General features: G+C 72.3%; 14 protein-coding genes. 5 read left to right on the forward strand and 9 right to left on the reverse strand.

Annotated features, from left to right (window positions below):
- Nucleotides 1-109: 109 nt before the first annotated feature.
- Nucleotides 110-1,936 (reverse strand): endonuclease/exonuclease/phosphatase family protein, encoded by a 1,827-nt coding sequence (locus AQJ11_RS20540; protein ID WP_059263970.1) that lies wholly within the window; start codon nucleotides 1,934-1,936, stop codon nucleotides 110-112.
- 265 nt (nucleotides 1,937-2,201) lie between these two features.
- Between AQJ11_RS20540 and AQJ11_RS20545 the strand changes: the two genes are divergently transcribed.
- Nucleotides 2,202-3,629, forward strand: coding sequence for a hypothetical protein (locus tag AQJ11_RS20545; protein WP_014671964.1), 1,428 nt, complete (start codon nucleotides 2,202-2,204; stop codon nucleotides 3,627-3,629).
- 188 nt (nucleotides 3,630-3,817) lie between these two features.
- Complete coding sequence (locus tag AQJ11_RS20550) at nucleotides 3,818-5,272, forward strand: alkaline phosphatase PhoX (RefSeq protein WP_014671963.1); 1,455 nt, start codon at nucleotides 3,818-3,820, stop codon at nucleotides 5,270-5,272.
- Between the two features lie 149 nt (nucleotides 5,273-5,421).
- Here AQJ11_RS20550 and AQJ11_RS20555 read toward each other — a convergent pair whose 3' ends face one another.
- A complete protein-coding gene (locus AQJ11_RS20555) occupies nucleotides 5,422-6,894 on the reverse strand; it encodes an MFS transporter (RefSeq protein ID WP_059263971.1) in 1,473 nt (490 codons plus the stop codon).
- A 150-nt stretch (nucleotides 6,895-7,044) separates the two neighbouring features.
- Here AQJ11_RS20555 and AQJ11_RS20560 point away from each other — a divergent pair, with 150 nt between their 5' ends.
- Entirely contained in the window at nucleotides 7,045-7,617 is a 573-nt protein-coding gene (locus tag AQJ11_RS20560) for a TetR/AcrR family transcriptional regulator (RefSeq protein WP_059263972.1), read from the forward strand.
- Between the two features lie 72 nt (nucleotides 7,618-7,689).
- Here the strand turns inward: AQJ11_RS20560 and AQJ11_RS20565 are convergent, their stop codons facing one another.
- The 7 genes from AQJ11_RS20565 to AQJ11_RS20595 all read right to left on the reverse strand — a co-directional run bounded on the left by AQJ11_RS20565 (nucleotide 7,690) and on the right by AQJ11_RS20595 (nucleotide 15,057).
- On the reverse strand, nucleotides 7,690-8,895 hold the full coding sequence (locus AQJ11_RS20565; RefSeq protein WP_059263973.1) for a TerD family protein: 1,206 nt from the start codon (nucleotides 8,893-8,895) through the stop codon (nucleotides 7,690-7,692).
- A gap of 89 nt (nucleotides 8,896-8,984) precedes the next feature.
- On the reverse strand, nucleotides 8,985-9,974 hold the full coding sequence (locus AQJ11_RS20570; protein WP_014671959.1) for a zinc-dependent alcohol dehydrogenase family protein: 990 nt from the start codon (nucleotides 9,972-9,974) through the stop codon (nucleotides 8,985-8,987).
- Entirely contained in the window at nucleotides 9,971-10,798 is an 828-nt protein-coding gene (locus tag AQJ11_RS20575; protein ID WP_058080078.1) for a carbohydrate ABC transporter permease, read from the reverse strand. The genes AQJ11_RS20570 and AQJ11_RS20575 overlap by 4 nt, the downstream gene beginning before the upstream one ends.
- A complete protein-coding gene (locus AQJ11_RS20580; RefSeq protein WP_014671957.1) occupies nucleotides 10,795-11,733 on the reverse strand; it encodes a carbohydrate ABC transporter permease in 939 nt (312 codons plus the stop codon). Before AQJ11_RS20580 ends, AQJ11_RS20575 begins: the two co-directional genes overlap by 4 nt.
- A complete protein-coding gene (locus AQJ11_RS20585; protein WP_059263974.1) occupies nucleotides 11,730-13,100 on the reverse strand; it encodes an ABC transporter substrate-binding protein in 1,371 nt (456 codons plus the stop codon). Before AQJ11_RS20585 ends, AQJ11_RS20580 begins: the two co-directional genes overlap by 4 nt.
- 93 nt (nucleotides 13,101-13,193) lie before the next feature.
- Nucleotides 13,194-13,964, reverse strand: coding sequence for a DeoR/GlpR family DNA-binding transcription regulator (locus AQJ11_RS20590; protein ID WP_059263975.1), 771 nt, complete (start codon nucleotides 13,962-13,964; stop codon nucleotides 13,194-13,196).
- 283 nt (nucleotides 13,965-14,247) lie between these two features.
- The gene (locus tag AQJ11_RS20595) at nucleotides 14,248-15,057 is read right to left on the reverse strand and encodes an NAD-dependent epimerase/dehydratase family protein (protein ID WP_014671954.1); all 810 of its coding nucleotides are present in this window, start codon (nucleotides 15,055-15,057) and stop codon (nucleotides 14,248-14,250) included.
- A 212-nt stretch (nucleotides 15,058-15,269) separates the two neighbouring features.
- Here AQJ11_RS20595 and AQJ11_RS20600 point away from each other — a divergent pair, with 212 nt between their 5' ends.
- On the forward strand, nucleotides 15,270-16,211 hold the full coding sequence (locus AQJ11_RS20600; RefSeq protein WP_014671953.1) for a 5-dehydro-4-deoxyglucarate dehydratase: 942 nt from the start codon (nucleotides 15,270-15,272) through the stop codon (nucleotides 16,209-16,211).
- A gap of 34 nt (nucleotides 16,212-16,245) precedes the next feature.
- Entirely contained in the window at nucleotides 16,246-17,409 is a 1,164-nt protein-coding gene (locus AQJ11_RS20605) for a hypothetical protein (protein WP_059263976.1), read from the forward strand.
- Nucleotides 17,410-17,461 lie beyond the last annotated feature (52 nt).

Here is a 17,461-nt window from a genome sequence, read left to right on the forward strand (position 1 = left end):
ACGCCGCCGGTGAGCCGCTGCCGGTGAGCGGCGGTCGGTGAGCAGCCGTCGGTGAGCACGGGACGGCGGGACGGGCCGGGCGCGCAGCCGGGCCGGTCCCGCCGTCGTGTCACGGTCGGAACCGCAGCACCTGCGGGTCGTGGTCGCTGATCTGGTCGTTGAACTCCGAGTTGATGTGCACGCTGTCGTACTCGAAGTCGCAGCCGCGGCGGATCGCCGGGCTGATCAGGATCTGGTCCAGGACCTGCTGGTTGCCCTGGTAGTCATAGGTGTAACGCTCGTTCTCGGGCAGCGACTTGATCGCCGACCACAGCTCGCCGTCACCCTCCAGGATCCGCGCGGTCTCGGAGAACTCGAAGTCGTTCATGTCGCCGAGCGCGATGACGTCCGCGTTCTTCTGCGCGGACAGGATGTCCTTGACGAACGCGTTCACCTCGGTCGCCTGGGCGTGCCGCTGGATCTCCGAGCTGCGCACCGGCGGCTGGTACTGCGAGGTCAGGCCCTGGTCGCCGCCCTTGGAGTTGAGGTGGTTGGCGATCACGAAGACGGTCTTGCCGTGGAAGGCGAACTCGCCCGCGAGCGGCTTGCGGCTGTTGCTCCAGGCGGCGTTCGCCGGGTCTATCCGGCCCGGGGAGACCGTCAGCTGCGCCTTGCCGTGCACCTTGGTGACGCCGACGGCGGTGGTCGGGCCGCCGCCCGCGCGGTCCACGAAGGACACCCGCTCCGGGTTGAACAGGAACACCTGGCGGATGTTGCCGCCGGGCTCGCCGCCGTCCTGGTCGTTGACCGGGTTGACCGACCGCCAGTCGTACCGCGGGCCGCCGGCCGCGACGATGGCGTCGATCAGCTTGGTCACGGTCTGGTCCGCGTCGACCGTGCCGTCGTCCTTGGCGCCGTTGTTGTCCTGGATCTCCTCCAGGGACACGATGTCCGGCGACTGGAGGTGGTGCACGATCGCGGAGGCGTGCTGGTCGAAGGTGGCGTCCGACGGGTCGAGGTTCTCGACGTTGTAGGTCGCCACCGCCAGCTCGCGGCTCGACTGCTTCCGCGTCGTCTCCCGCTCCAGGCCGGCGCTCTTCAGCGTGCCGAGCTCGCTCGCGACCAGGGTGTAGCCGCCGTACTGGTTGAAGTCCAGCGGGCCGGTGGTGGTGCCCTCCAGGGTGTCGCCGACGTTCGCCTTCGGGAAGTCGGCGGTCGAGCCCAGCGACTGGATCTGGAGCCGGCCGGTGTTCTGGGAGTCGTAGGAGCCGTACACCGTGCCGCCGCGGCGGCTGCGGTGCTCCCACGGCTTCACGGTGACCCACAGCTCGCTGTACGGGTCGGTCGCGGTGACCACGCGGACGTCGGCGACCTGGACATTCATGCCCTCCAGGGACTCGTAGTAGTCCAGGGCGTACGCGGACGGGTCCAGGGGGAGGCCGTTGACCGAGTTGGCCGCGGCGGCGTCGCCGGTGGGCGCGTACGCGTCCGGCACCGCGTCCTCGTCGACGACGACCGGCGCGGGGACCGCGTTGCCCGTGGAGACGGTGGTGACCACCGGCTTGGTGATCTCCGTCAGCGACTGGTTGCCGGAGGAGGCGCCGCCCGGGACGTATTCGGAGACCGTGCCGGTCACCTTCACCGCGTCACCGACCGCGACCTTCGGCGTGGAGCTGGTGAAGACGAACACGCCCTCGCTGGTGGCCGGGTCGTCGTCCGGGGTCGGGTCCTGGATCCAGAAGCCCTTGGAGGAGCCGTACGTGCGCGTGGCCGTGACGATGCCGGGCACGTCCGTCACCTTCTGCCCGGCGAACGGGGACGTCCGGGTCGTGCCCTGGATGTCGTGGACGCGCACCGAGTCGGCGTGCGCGGGGGAGGTGAGGACGACGGCGGACGCCGCGCTGCATACGGCGGCGACGGTGAGCGCGGCGAGGCGCGCGGAAGACCTGCTCGGCAAGGGATCCCTCCGGGGACGTGACGATGCGCCGGGACGAGGGTGGAACGGGAGCGTGTGGGGGTGGTGGCCCTCTGTGACACGCATAGAGCCGAGTGAACAGTTGTCCCCCCAACTTCTACGCGCGTCAATCTCCTGCCTGGCCCGGGGAGTTGTCAAGGTTTCGGCCATGTCCGGCTGCTTACGGTGAGATGAACCGGGCGGCATGGGTGGAAATCCGTCTAGGCTGAGCGGCTGAGCCCGTTCACGGTCCGAGGAGAACCAGCCGATGTCAGACAGCTCCCCCCTGCCGCCCGTACGGCTGCATCCCGAAGCGGAGCTGGCGCGCGCCGCGCTGTCCACACCGTTGCTCTCCCGGGCGGCCCGCCTCGCGCGCTGGGCCGGCCCCGGCACCCGCGTCGACGCCGGCGGAGTGCTGGTCGAGGAGCAGTTGCCGGCCGCGGTCGAACTGCTCGGACTGACCGGTGACGACGCCGCCGCGTACGCCGCCGAGGCCTGGCGGGTCGCCGTGGACGCCGGTCTGGTCGAGATCGTGGACGAGGAGGCCGGCACCGTCCGGGCCGGGGAGGAGCTGAAGCTGCTCACCGGCGGTTCCCCGCGCGACGTGCTCACCGTGTGGCTGGCCGCGCTGGAGGCCGTCGTCGCCGACGCGGCCGTCCCCGACCTGGACGACCTGGTCGACGCCCTGGACGAGGGCGGTGAGGTCGATTTCTCGTCACTCGACTGGGACCCGCAGGCCGAGGCGGAGTTCCTCGACGGCGTCCTCGGCAACCTCTACCTGCTGACCGTCAGTGAGGACGGCCCCGGCGACGGCACCGTCCCGCTGCCCGCCCTCGCCGCCTCCATGATCGTGCCCGACGGCATGGGCGAGCCCACCAACGACGTCCTGGAGCAGGTCTCCGACGCGATGATGCGGCTGGACGACCAGTTCCGGGTGCTGGAGCCGGTCGGACTCGTGGACTACCGGCCGGTGGACGAGGCGCTGATGGCCGACACCGACGAGGAACCCGCCGCGACCGTGGACGACACCGACGTCGCCCGCTACGGCATGGTCCGTCTCACCCCGCTCGGCGTGTACGGGCTGCGGGCGCGGCTGCTGGAGGCCGGGTTCGAGGCGCCGGCCGTCGGTGACCTGGCCGGCAAGGGCGCGGACGCCCTGCTCGACGGCACCGCCCGGTTCGGCCAGTCCGCCGCCCGGGCCGAGACCGAGCAGTGGCTGGCCCGCCGCGAACCGCTCGCGGCGGCACGGGAGTTGCTCGCGGCGGCGCGCGGCGCGGACGCCGGGGCCCCGCTGCGCAGGCTCCGCTGCCAGCAGGCGCTGTCGCTGGTCGGCGCCGAGGCCGAACCCGCGCTGCGCGAGGTGCTGGACGACCCCGAGCTGGGCGGGCTCGCCCGGGTGTGGCTGAGCGAGCGGGGCGCCGCCGGGGTGCCGGCGCCGTCCGAGGACATGGTGTTCTGGCTGACGGTGGACACCCTGGCCGCACAGCTCGCGGCCGAGGGCAACTCCGAGGAGCTCCAGGCCCTCGTGGAGGGGCTGGCCGCCCAGCACAGCGGGTTCTTCGCGGCGGCCTGGCGGGTGGAGCACCCCGCCACCGCCGAGGTCCTGGACGCGATGGGGCGGCTGCACCCGGACAAGAAGGTGGCCAAGCAGGCGCGGAAGGCGGCGTTCAAGGCCCGCTCCCAGCAAGGCGGTTGAGAGCCCGGCCGGTCGCGGCCCGGCCGGTGCCCTTTTGCTGGCGATGGGGTAGTGCGTACGGATTCTTGAACAAGGACCGGTGAAGTAGCCCGGCGTTCAACTCGCGTTCACAAGTGGGCGGGAGCGTGTGCGCCGAACCGAGGCCCCCCACCCTCCACGGCACTACCACCGTCGTCACAGGAGACACCATGTCGCTCACCCGCAGGGACTTCGCCAGAACATCCGCGATCACCGGTGCCGGGGTCGCCCTGGCGGGCAGCGTCGGCGCCCTCGCCACCGCGCCGAACGCCCTGGCCGCCACGGACACCGAGAGCGCCGAGGCCGAGTCCGCGCACGGGGGCCACCACCACGGCGTCGGCTACGGCCCGCTGATCGCCGACCCCAAGGGCATCCTCGCCCTGCCCGCCGGCTTCTCGTACAAGATCGTCACGTACAGCGGCAGGACCAAGCTGGAGTCCGGCGAGTTCACCCCGTCCAACCACGACGGCACGGCCACCTTCGAGGGCCCCCGCGGCACCACCCTCCTCGTCAACAACCACGAGCTGGCCGGTGCCCGCGCCCAGTGGCCGTACCCGGTGCCGCTCACCGAGGGCCTGGTCTACGACCCGGCGGCGGCCGGTGGCTGCACCGTCGTCGAGGTCCGCCGCGGCGGCGAGGTCGCCGAGTGGGTGGGCATCGCCGGCACCGCCACCAACTGCGCCGGCGGCAGCACCCCTTGGGGCACCTGGCTGACCTGCGAGGAGACCGAGGACAAGGCCGGCAAGAACGGCTTCACCAAGGACCACGGCTACGTCTTCGAGGTCGACCCGGAGGACCGCCGGGCCAACCGCGACCCCAAGCCGATCAAGGCACTGGGCCGCTACGCCCACGAGGCCGTCGTGGTCGACCCCAAGCGCGGTCACGTCTACCTCACCGAGGACGCCTCCGGCCCCAACGGCCTGTTCTACCGCTGGACCCCGCCGGAGGGCTTCCGCCACGGCCGCGGCAAGCTGCGCACCCTCGCCGACGACGCGGGCGTGCTCCAGGCGTTCAAGTGCTTCGACTCCGGCGGCAAGTTCGTGGACGACCTGTCCCGCGCCACCAGGATCGGCACCGTGTACGGCGTCGACTGGGTGGACGTCCCCGACCGTGACGCCAGGACCGTCTCGGTGCGCAAGCAGTTCACGGACGGCCAGGTCACCCGCGCCCGCAAGCTGGAGGGCATGTGGTGGGGCGACGGCGGCGTCTACGTCGTCTCCTCCTACGCCCGCCAGGAGAGCCCGGTCCAGCACGACGGCCAGGTCTGGTTCTACGACCCCAAGCGCCGCACGCTGACGCTGAAGGTGCTGCTCGGCGTGAACCCGGACCCGGCGAAGGACGGCGCCTTCGACGGTCCCGACAACATCACCGTCTCCCCGTACGGCGGCCTGGTCATCGCCGAGGACGGCGAGGGCGTCCAGCACCTGTTCGGCGCCACCGACAGCGGCCGGACCTACCCGATCGCCCGCAACGAGCTCAACATCGGCACCGCCGAGGCGCCGGAGTACAGCGAGTTCACCGGTGTCACCTTCTCGCCCGACGGCAAGACCCTCTTCGCCAACATCCAGACGCCCGGCATCATGCTCGCCATCACCGGCCCCTGGAAGCGCCAGAAGAGCGCCTGAGCCCTGCTCGGTGACTGACGCGCCGGCTCGTTCCCGCGGTTCCCTGCGCGAGTGATCCTCGTACGGGCGGCCGTGGGAACGAGCCGTGCGTCCTCAAGCAGCGGAAGGCGGCGGAAGAGGTCACGCGCCGCCCGGCGCGCGGGCCGCGGTCACCTCGCCGGCCCGCGTCGGCCGGTCAGGACCGCCGCCGCCGGCAGCAGGCCGGCCAGGGTGATCAGGGCACCGGCGGCGAAGGCCTGGGCGGCGCCGTGGGTGAGGACGGCGCCGGGGGAGCCGGTGGTGTGCCGGGTGGCCGTGCCGTACACCGTGACCAGGACCGACAGGCCGACCGTGCCGCCCAGCCACTGCAAGGTCTGGAGCAGTCCCGAGGCCGCGCCCGCGTCCCTCGGGGTGACGGCGGACAGGATCGTGGCGTTGAGCGGCATGAAGCTCAGGCCGAGACCCAGGCCCACCAGGAGCAGCGGCCCGAGCAGCCCGGCCGCGTAGCCGTCCCCGGGCTCCAGCCGGGCCAGCCATCCGGTGCCGAGCGCGGACAGGGACATGCCGGTCAGCAGCACCGGCTTGGTGCCGAACCGGGCCAGCAGCCGGGGCACCAGCCGCACGGTCGTGAACATCACCAGGGTCATCGGCAGGAACGCGCAGCCCGCGCGCAACGGGCTGTAGCCCAGCACCTGCTGGCCGAACAGGGTGAGGAAGTAGAAGGCGCCGAACATCCCCGCGGGCAGCAGCAGGATGCTCGCGTACCCGCCGGCCCGGTCGCGGTCGGCGAACAGGCGCAGCGGCAGCACCGGTTGGTCCGCGCGGTACTCCACCAGCAGGAAGCAGACGAGCAGGACGGCCGCCGCGGCGAAGCCGAGCAGCGCGCGGGCGTCGCCCCAGCCGCTCTCCGAGACCCGGATGAACGCGTACACCAGCGAGGTGGTGCCGACCGTCCCGGTCAGCGCGCCCAGCAGGTCGAACCGGCCCGTGTGGCGCGGGGTCTCGGGCACGAAGCGGGGCAGGGCGACGGCCAGGGCGAGGCCGATGGGGACGTTGACGAGCAACGCCCAGCGCCACGAGGCCCATGAGGTGAGCAGGCCGCCGAGGACCAGGCCGACGGAGCCGCCGACGCCGGCCATCGAGGAGTAGACGCTCAGCGCGCGGTGCCGGCGCGGGCCCTCGGGGAAGCCGGTGGTGATCAGGGCCAGGGTGCTCGGGGCGATCAGGGCGGCGCCCAGACCCTGTAAGGCGCGGGCGGCGAGCAGTTGGCCGCTGTCGGCGGCGAGGCCGCCGAGCAGGGAGGACAGGGCGAACAGCAGGACGCCCGCGGTCAGGGTGCGGCGGCGGCCGAGGAGGTCGCCGACGCGTCCGCCGAGCAGCAGCAGGCCGCCGAAGGCGAGGGTGTAGGCGTTGAGGACCCAGGACAGGCCGGTGCGGCTGAAGTGCAGGCCGCGCTGGATGTCCGGCAGCGCCACGTTGACGACGGTGGAGTCGACGCCGACCATCAGGTAGGCGGTGACGATGACGAGGAGCGTGGTGCCGAGCCGCGCCGGTGGCGCGGGCCTGGCGGAGGGTTCGGTGGCCGGCGAGGCCGACGGCGTCGATGGTGCCGACGGGGTGGGTGGGGTGGACGGGGTGGACATGGCGGTCTCCCGGTCTGGGCGTCCCCGGGCACGCGGATGTCCGGGCAGGGGTGAGCTGCCCACGGAGCACTGCGACGGTAAACGGGGACTGTCTCCGTTTAGTGCTCGATAAGATACGGAGAGGGTCCCCGGTTTGCAAGGAGTGAGTGGATGACGCAGGGCAGGCCCATGCGCGCGGATGCTCGGCGCAACTACGAGCGGCTGCTGAAGGCGGCGGCCGAGGCCTTCGCCGAGCATGGGGAGAACGCGTCACTCGATGACATCGCCAAGCGGGCGGGCGTCGGCTCGGGCACGCTCTACCGGCACTTCCCGACCCGGCAGGCGCTGCTGGAGGTGGCGTACGTCGACCGGATCGAGGCGCTCGGGGCGCGCGCCGACGAACTGGCGGAGGAACGGCCGCCGGGCGAGGCGCTCATGGAGTGGCTGTACGAGCTGGCGGTCCGCACCCTTCAGGTGCGGGGGATGAAGGCCCTGCTCAGCTCGGCGGTGACGGAGCCCGGCAGCGCGGCGGCGCTGACGGCGTGCGGGTCCGTGGTGAAGGGGGCGACGACCCGGCTGGTGGAGGCGGCACAGGCGGCGGGTGCGCTGCGGGGGGACGTGGAGCCGATCGAGGTGCTGCGCCTGGCCCACGGGGTGGCTTCGGCGGCGGAACTGGCGGGGGTGGGGGAGCGGGAGATCCGGCGGTACCTGGGGCTGCTGACGGAGGGGCTGCGGGCCGGCTGAGCGCGCTGGGGGTCCCCCAGGCCCCTGAGGCACTGGGGGAGCCACGGTCTGCCCGCAGCGGCGGTCACTGCGTCACAGGGCCCTCGCCCCCGGCTCCACCATGTTCCGCACGGTGCGGGCCTTCACGAACTCGCCCATCGCCGTCATGTCCCACTCGCCGGAGAACTGGCGGATGAGCTTGGCCATCATGACGCCGGTCCGGGGCTCCGCGCCGGTGAGGTCGAAACGGACGAGCTCCTCGCCCGAGAAGGCGTCGACCAGACGGCAGTACGCCTTGGCGACCTCCGTGAACTTCTGGCCGGAGAAGGAGTTCACGGTGAAGACCAGCCCGGTGACCTCCTGGGGCAGCAGGCCCAGGTCGACCGTGATGACCTCGTCGTCGCCCCCGCCCTCGCCGGTCAGGTTGTCCCCGGAGTGCCGGATCGCGCCGTTCAGGATCGTCAGCTTGCCGAAGTAGCAGCTGTCGATGTGGTTGCGCTGCGGGCCGTAGGCGATGACCGAGGCGTCCAGGTCGATGTCCTTGCCGCGGAACGCAGGCTCCCAGCCGAGGCCCATCCGCACCTGGGAGAGCAGCGGCCGGCCGCCCTTGACGAGGGACACGGTCTGGTTCTTCTGGAGGCTGACCCGGCCCTTGTCCAGGTTGATCTTCCCGGCGCCGGGCGCGGGAGCGGGCGGCGGGGCCACCGGCTGCGGCGGGGCGGCGGGGGCGGCGGCCGGCTGCGGCGGAGCCACGGGGGCGGCGGCCGGCTGGGGCGGGGCGGCCGGCGCGGCCGGGGCCGCGGCCGGCTCCTCCACCGTCACGCCGAAGTCGGTCGCGATGCCCGCGAGCCCGTTGGCGTACCCCTGTCCGACGGCCCGCGCCTTCCACTGGCCGCCCCGGCGGTAGATCTCCACGACCACCAGCGCGGTCTCGCTGCCGAGCTGCGGCGGGGTGAACGTCGCCAGCACGGCGCCGCCGTCGGCGTCCCGGATGGTGGCCGTCGGCTCGATGCCCTGGAAGGTCTGGCCGGCCGCGTCCGGGCTGGCCGTGACGACGATCTTCTCGATCTCCGGCGGTACGGCGGCCGTGTCGACCGTGACCGCGTCCGGCGCCGTACCGCCGCCCGACCGGTACGTCACGCCCGGCCCGGTCGGCTGGTTGTAGAAGATGAAGTCGTCGTCGGAGCGCACCTTGCCGTCGCCGGTGAGCAGCAGGCCCGACACGTCGAGCCGCACCGGAGCGGAGACGTCCACCGTCACGCGCGCGGCCGTCAGGGGGATGTTCGAGCCAGGGGTCATAGCTGTCATGCCGGGAGAACGAACGACACCGCTTTACCGTTCCCTTACCCACCCCCCAATCGGCTCAGGGTCCCGCCCCCCCAATCGGCTCAGGGCACCACCACGATCTTGCGCCCCACCCCCGCCGCGAACTGCTCCAGCGCCTGCGGGTACCGCTCCAGCGGGATCCGGTCGCTGATGAAGACGTCCGGGTCCAGCACGCCGTTCGCGAACAGCTCGGCCGCCCGCTCGAAGCTGTGCAGCACCGCCATGGAGCCGGTGATCGTGATCTCCTGGTTGTAGATCCGGTACGGGTCGATCGTCACGCGGGTCGCGTAGTCCGCCACCCCGAACTGGAGGAACGTGCCCGCCTTGGCGACCCGGTCCAGGCCGTCCTGGATCGCCGCCGCGTTGCCGGTCGCGTCGATCACCACGTCCCAGCCGCGCGGGCGGTCCAGTTCGTCGGCGTTCGCCGCGGACGCCGAGACACCGAGCCGGCGGGCCGTCTCCAGGCGGGCCGGGTTGACGTCGACCACGTCCACGCTCGCCGCACCGGTCCGCTTGGCCAGCTCCAACATCATCAGGCCCATGGTGCCGGAGCCGTAGATGAGGACGTGGGCGCCCAGGCGGGAACGGAGGACGTCGTAGCCGCGGACCGCGCAGGACAGGGGCTCCACCAGGGCCGCGTCCTCGGTGCGGACGTGGTCGGGCAGCTTCACGCAGTTGGCGACCGGGGCCAGCGCGTACCGTGCCGCGCCGCCCGCCGTCGTCACGCCGATGGCCGCCCACCGCTCGCACAGGTTGTTGTGGCCGGTGCGGCAGTACCGGCACTCGTAGCAGTACAGCGAGGGGTCCACGGCCACCCGGTCGCCGACGGCCACCTCGGTGACCTGGGTGCCGACGCCGACGACCTCGCCCGCGAACTCGTGCCCGGGGACGATGGGCAGCTTGGGCGCGAACTCGCCCTGGAGGATGTGCAGGTCGGTACCGCACAGACCGCAGGCCGCGACCTCGACGACCACCTCGCGGGGGCCCGGTGTCGGGTCGGGCACCTCGGTGACGACGGCGCGGCCCACGGACTCGATGACGGCGGCCTTCATTTCACGGCTCCCAACGACAGGCCCTGGACCAGCTTGTCCTGGGCGGCGAACCCCGCGGCGAGCACCGGCAGGGAGATGACGAGCGACGCGGCGCACACCTTGGCCAGGAACAGGCCCTGGCTGGTGATGAAGCCGGTCAGGAAGACGGGGGCGGTCTCGGCGACCACGCCCGTCAGGACTCGGGCGAAGAGCAGTTCGTTCCAGCTGAAGATGAAGCAGATCAGGGCGGTGGCGGCGATGCCGGGCAGGGCGATCGGGGCCACCACGCGCGCGAGGATCACCGGAAGCCGGGCGCCGTCCACCCGCGCCGCCTCGATGACCGCGACCGGCACCTCGGCGAGGAAGGACTGCATCATCCACACCGCGATCGGCAGGTTCATGGAGGTGTACAGGACGACCAGCAGCCAGATGTTGTCGAGCATCCCGGCGTTCTTGGCGAAGAGGTAGATCGGCAGCAGGCCCGCCACGGCCGGCAGCATCTTGGTGGACAGGAAGAAGAACAGGACGTCGGTCCACTTCCTCACCGGCCGGATCGACAGGGCGTAGGCCGCCGGGAGGGCCAGCAGCAGGACCAGCAGCGTGGAGGCGACCGACGCCACCGTGGAGTTGACCAGCGCGGGCCACGGGCTCGCCCCGCCGCCGCTGCCGAAGAACTCGCGGTAGCCGTCGAGCGTCAACGAGGCGGTGAAGGACGGCGGGTTGGTCGCCGCGTCCGCCTCGGAGTGGAGGGACGTCAGGGCCATCCACGCGATGGGCAGGAAGAAGACGATGCCGGCCAGCCAGGCCACCAGGCCGAGACCACCCCGGCGCAGTACGGCGGTCATGCGCGGGACACCTCCTCGCGGAACAGGGACGACACCACGCGCAGGGCGAAGGTCGCGATGACGATCGAGCCGATGACCACCAGGACGCCGGCGGCCGAGGCCAGGCCGTTCTCGTGGGCCTGGTAGAAGCTCTGGTAGACGGTGTAGGGCAGGTTGGCGGTGCCCAGGCCGCCGGAGGTGATCGTGAAGACCGCGTCGAAGTTCTGGACGATGTAGATCGACCCGAGCAGCGCGCCCAGTTCCAGGTAACGGCGCAGGTGGGGCAGGGTCAGATGGCGGAAGATCTGCCAGTCGCTCGCGCCGTCGACCCGCGCGGCCTCGATCTGCTGCTGGTCCCGGCTCTGCAACCCGGCCAGCAGGATCAGCATCATGAACGGCGTCCACTGCCACACCAGGGAGGCCTCGACCGCGAGCAGCGGGGTGCGGGAGACCCAGTCCGGCTGTGGGCCGCCCACATAGTGCAGCAACCCGTTGAGCAAGCCGTACTCGGGGTTGTAGAGCACATGTTTCCAGAGCAGTGCGGCGGCCACCGGCACCACCAGGAACGGGGCGATGAGCAGGGTGCGGACGATGCCCCGGCCGCGGAACCGCCGGTCCAGCAGCAGTGCCAGCGCCAGCCCGATGACCAGGCTGGCCAGCACCACGGCCGCCGTGAGCAGCACGGTCGTCCACACCGAGTGGCGCAGGTCGGCGTCGGTGAGCACCTGGCGGTAGTTGTCCAGGCCGGTGAAGCGGCGGGCCTTGGGATAGAGGGCGTTCCAGTCGAAGAAGGAGATCACCAGCGTGGCCACGAAGGGCAGCTGGGTCACCACGATCATGAACACGAGGGCCGGCAGGAGCGGGGCTCGGGTGGCCCAGGCGCGCAGCCGGGCCGAGGGCTGCCGGACCGTCCGTGCGGGGGTGGCCGCGAGGGGGGCCGTGGTCGTCGCTGTCATCGTCCCTCGTACTCCTCGGAGATCTTCTCGGCGAGCGCTTGCGACTTCTTCAGGGCCGCGCCGACGGACTGGCGTCCGGCGATGGCCGCGCTGATCTCCTGGGAGACCTTGGTGCCCAGGTCGGTGAACTCGGGGATGCCGACGAACTGGATGCCGGGCGCGGGCCGCGGCTGCACGCCGGGGTCGTTCGGCCGGGCGCTCTCGATGGCCTCCTTGGTCATCTCCTGGAACGCGGCGGCCGACTTCCGGTAGTCGGCGTTGGTGTAGGTCGACGCCCGCTTGCCCGCCGGGACGTTGGACCAGCCGCTGGTCTCGCCGACCAGTCGCTCGTACCCCTTGCCCGACGCCCAGGAGACGAACTTCCAGGCCTTGTCGGGGTTGCGGGAGGCCTGCTGGATGCCCCAGGCCCAGGTGTAGAGCCAGCCGGAGGACGCGGTGCGCTCGACGGGGGCGGGGGCGTAGCCGAGCTTCCCCTTGACCGGGGAGCCGGCCGCCTCCAGCAGTCCGGCCGCGGAGGTGGCGTCGTACCACATGGCGACCTTGCCCTGGGTCATGTTGTTCAGGCATTCGGCGAAGCCGGACTGGGCGGCGCCGGACTCGCCGTGCTCGCGGACGAGGTCGACGTAGAACCTCGTCGCCTTCTCGAAGGCCGGGGAGTCCAGCCGCGCTTTCCAGTCCTTGTCGAACCAGGTGCCGCCGAAGGTGTTCACGACCGTGGTCAGCGGTGCCATCAGCTCGCCCCAGCCGGGCAGCCCGCGCAGGCAGATGCCCCGCATGCCCGGCCGGGCGCCGTCCGCCTTCGCGGCCAGGTCGGCGACCTGCCGCCAGGTGGGACGGGCGGGCATGGTCAGGCCTTTCGCCGCGAACACGTCCTTGCGGTACATGAGGAAGGAGGACTCGCCGTAGAAGGGCTGTCCGTAGAGCTTGCCGTCGTCGCCGGTGAGGGACTGGCGCATCGGCTTGAGCACGTCCCGCTCGTCGTACGACGGGTCCTTCCCGGCGTAGGAGTCCATCTCGTGCAGCCAGCCGTTGCGCGCGTAGATCGGTATCTCGTAGTTGGACAGGGTGGCCACGTCGTACTGACCGGCCTGGTTGGCGAAGTCCTGGCTGATCTTGTCGCGGACGTCGTTCTCGGGCAGGACCGTGAAGTTGACCTTGATGCCGGTGTCCTTGGTGAAGTGGGCGGCGGTCAGCTTCTGCAACTCGGTCATCTGCGGGTTGTTGACCATCAGGACGTTGATGGAGTCGCCGCCGGAACCGGTCCCGCCGGCACCGGCCCAGCAGCCGGAGAGCAGCGGGGCGAGCAGCGTCCCTGCGGCGGCCAGGGCGAGCGTGGCTCGCGGCCTCCGTCGGCTCGGGGTGCGCATGGATCGCTCCTGAAAGAGGGGAAAGAGGGGAAAGAGGGATATAAGGGGCGTTCGATGGTGCGGAACGCCCCTGGACGGGGGCGGGTTGCCGCATCAGACCCGGATGACCTGCGGGCCCAGCAGGGAGTAGCGGTGGGCCTCCGCGGCCGGGAGGAGGGTGCTGGTCACGACCGCCTCCAGCGCGCCGATCTCCGCGAACCGGCAGAAGCTGACCGCGCCGAACTTGGTGTGCACGCCCGCGAAGACCGTGCGCCGGGCGGCCCGGACGGCCTGCGCCTTCACCTCGCTGACCGCCGGGTCGGGGGTGGTCAGGCCGTGTTCCCGGGAGATGCCGTTGGCCCCGATGTAGGCGAGGTCGAGCACGAAGCCGGCCAGCATCTTCGTCGTCCAGTGGTCGACGGTGGCCAGCGTGCCCGGGCGGACCCGGCCGCCGAGCAGCAGCACGGAGATCTGGTCGGCCTCCGCGAGGGCGCCCGCGACCGGCAGGGACGCGGTGACCACGGTCAGCGGCCGGTCCCTGGGCAGTGCCTCGGCGATGAGCTGGGGGGTGAAGCCCTCGTCGACGAAGACGGTCTCGGCGTCCCCGAGCAGTTCGGCCGCCGCGGTGGCGATCCGGCGCTTCTCGGGCACATGGCTGGTGGCGCGGAAGGCGAGGGTCGTCTCGAACCCGGCGCTCTCCACCGGATAGGCGCCGCCGTGGGTGCGGCGGACCAGGCCGTGGTCCTCCAGGGCGCGCAGGTCGCGCCGGATGGTCTCCTTGGCCACGCCCAGGTCGGCGGCGAGCGCGGTGACGTCCACCGAGCCGGTGGCGCGGGCGGCCCGCACGATCTCCCGCTGGCGTTCTTCCGCCGTCCTGGTGGTCATGTCGTCACCCACTTCCCTGTGGACCTGCCCGTTCGGGCCCATGGGGGAAGTTCTACCGCCGGTGTGCGGCGCTGACCAGGTCTGTTGCGGGCCCGATACTGCCCGCTTGTGCCCGCTTCACGCGGGCCGTGCCCGTCGCGGACCTGCGCGGCTGTCCGGGACGGCGTGGGATCGGGCACGGTGGATGCCCGGACATGGCGGCGGGCGGGCCCGTTCGGTGCCCGCCCGCGCGCGTGGACGATCGTTTCCGGCCGCCGGGAGCCACCCGGGCCGGCGGAGGGGGTCAGTACGGCCAGATCGGCGGGTCGTTCACGAAGTGGCCGCCCAGGTGGCCGTGGGCCGGGTTCTGCGGGTCCAGCTCGCCCTGTTCGGCGATGAGCTTCTCGGCGTACGGCTCGGAGTCGTCCTGGGGGTCGTAGCCGAGCGCCCGCGCGGTGGTCAGGTCCCACCACAGGCGGGTGTTGGCGGAGGAGCCGTAGACGACCGTGTGGCCGACCTCCCCGGCGGTCAGGGCCGCGTGGAAGAGGCGGGCGCCGTCGGCCGGGCTCATCCACACCGAGAGCATGCGGACGCTGGTGGGCTCCGGGAAGCAGGAGCCGATGCGCACGGAGACGGTCTCCAGGCCGTGCTTGTCCCAGTAGAGCTGCGCCAGGTCCTCGCCGAAGGACTTCGACAGGCCGTAGAAGGTGTCCGGGCGGCGCGGGGTGTCGATGGGGATCAGCGGCTCGCCCGCGCGCGGGGCCGGGGTGAAGCCGACGGCGTGGTTGGAGGAGGCGAAGACGATCCGCGGCACGCCTTCGAGGCGGGCGGCCTCGTACAGGTTGTAGGTGCCCTCGATGTTCGACCTGAGGATCTTCTCGAAGGGGGCCTCCAGGGAGATCCCCGCGAGGTGCAGGATCGCGTCCACGCCCCGTACCGCCTCGCGCAGCGCCTCCGTGTCGCCGAGGTCCGCGGTGATCGCGTCCGGCTCGCCCTCGACGGGGCGCACGTCGAACAGGCGCAGCGTGTAGCCGTACTCCGGCAGCAGGGACCGCATCAGGGTGCCGAGCCCGCCGGCGGCGCCGGTGAGCAGGATGGTGCGGGGAGCGGGCATCCTCGGTTCTCCTTGTGGCCGATATTCACATACGTGGACACGCTAGAGAGTCCACCGGGCACCGTCAAGTCTGGCGTGACGACGGGGAATTCGCGCCCGTCGTGCGAGTTCGCCTGCTTGACCTGCCACAAGAAGGCCCTTTAGCGTGGTCACGTTCAGAAATATGGACGTGGATCAGAAACATGCACCGGCGTGTCCTCAAGGGAGAGTCCGTGACGCCAGCCCCTCTGACCGAACGGCTCAGCGATCCGCGCGGGCCGCTGTTCTTCCCCGTCACGGCCTACGGCCCCGGCGGCTCACTCGACCTGGACACCTACCGCACCCATGTGCGCCGCGGTGTCGCGGCCGGTGCCGCCGCCGTCTTCGCCTGCTGCGGCACCGGGGAGTTCCACGCGCTGCTGCCGGAGGAGTTCGAGGCCTGCGTCCGGGTGGCCGTCGAGGCGGCCGAGGGACGCGTCCCGGTCGTCGCGGGCGCCGGTTACGGTACCGCCCTCGCCGTCCGCTACGCGCGCCTCGCCGCCGGTGCGGGCGCCGACGGCCTCCTCGCCATGCCGCCGTACCTCGTGGTCGCCGACCAGGAGGGCCTGCTGCGGCACTACCGGGAGGTCGCCGCCGCCACCGACCTGCCCGTCATCGTCTACCAGCGCGACAACGCCCTCTTCACCCCGGCGACCGTGGCCGAACTGGCCCGCACCGACGGCGTCATCGGCCTCAAGGACGGCCTCGGCGACCTGGACCTGATGCAGCGGATCGTGAGCGCGGTCCGCACCGAGGTCCCCGGCGACTTCCTGTACTTCAACGGCCTGCCCACCGCCGAGCAGACCCAGCTCGCCTACCGCGCCCTCGGCATCACCCTGTATTCGTCGGCGGTGTTCTGCTTCGCGCCGGAGATCGCCCTCGCTTTCCACCGCGCGCTGGAGACGGGCGACCTGGCCACCGCCCACCGCCTCCTGGACGGCTTCTACCGCCCCTTCGTGGAACTGCGCGCCCAGGGCCGCGGATACGCCGTCTCCCTCGTCAAGGCCGGGGTACGGCTGCGCGGCCTGGACGTGGGCGAGGTCCGGCCCCCGCTGCACGAGCCGGCCGAGGAGCACGTCAAACAACTCGCCCGGCTCATCGAACGCGGTTACGAACTGCTGGAGGAGGACGCGTGAGCGGGCACGGCCACGCCCTGCCGGGGGAGGACGCGTGAAGGCGTCGGCGTTCGTCTACCCCTGGGACGTCAACGGGGACCCCGCCGCCCCGGAGCGGATCGCCGGACTCGGCGTGGAGCAGGTGACCCTGGCCTCCGCCTACCACTCCACCCGCGCCCTCACCCCCCGCCACCCCCGCCACCGCATCGTCACCGCCGAGTACGCGGCCGTGCTCTACCCGCCCGGCGACCGCTGGGCGGGCCGCGGCCTGCGGCCCTACCCCGCCGGCCGCTGGGCCCCCGGCAACGCCTACGGCGAGGCCGCCGAAGCCCTGGCTGCGGCCGGCCTGGAGGTGCACACCTGGGTCGTCCTCGCCCACAACTCCCGCCTGGGCTCCGAGCACCCGGACACCTCGGTCGTCAACGCCTACGGCGACCGCTACCCGTGGGCCCCCTGCGTCGCCCAGCCCGCCACGCGCGCGTACCTGGTCGACCTGGCCGCCGAGGCCGCCGTACGCCCCGGCGCGCACGGCACCGAACTGGAGTCCCTCGGCTGGTACGGGCTCCAGCACCTGCACGCCCACGACAAGACCGCCGGCGTCGGCCTCGGGGACGCCGGGCAGTACCTGATGTCCCTGTGCTTCTGCCCGTCCTGCCGCACCGGCTACGGCGAGCGGGGACTGGACGCCGACGCGCTGGCCGGGGCCGTACGCGAGGCGCTGGAGCCGCTGTGGCGGGGCGCGGCGGACGACGGGGGCTGGCCGACGGTGGAGAAACTGCTCGGCGAGGACACGGCGGCAGCCACGCGCGCGTGGCGCGACACCACCGCCCGCACCCTCCAGGAGGAGGCCGTCACCGCCGTGCGCGCCGCCGCGCCGGACGGCTTCCAGGTCCTGCTGCACGCCGACCCGGTCCCGTACCACTGCGGCGCCAACGTCGGTGTCGACCCCGCGCACATCCTGTCCGTGGCCGACGGCGTGGTGGTGCCCTGCACCGGCGGTACGGCCCTGCTGGCGCCCTTCGCCGGGCAGGCCCGCGAGGGCACCGTGCTGGCCGCCAACTTCACGGTCGTCACGGGGATGGGCGGCAGCCCCGCCACCCTCGCGGCGGACGCGGCACGCGCGCGCGCCGACGGTGCGACGGAACTGCGGTTGTATCACGCGGGGTTGGCGTCGGACGGTGACCTGGCGGCGGTCCGGGAGGCGCTCGGGGCCCGCTGAGCCAGTGGCCGCCGTCGGGAGTGGTGCCAGGTGGTGGGGCGGCGACGGCGGG

It is taken from the genome of Streptomyces corchorusii (genome assembly GCF_001514055.1).
Classification (GTDB): domain Bacteria; phylum Actinomycetota; class Actinomycetes; order Streptomycetales; family Streptomycetaceae; genus Streptomyces; species Streptomyces olivaceoviridis.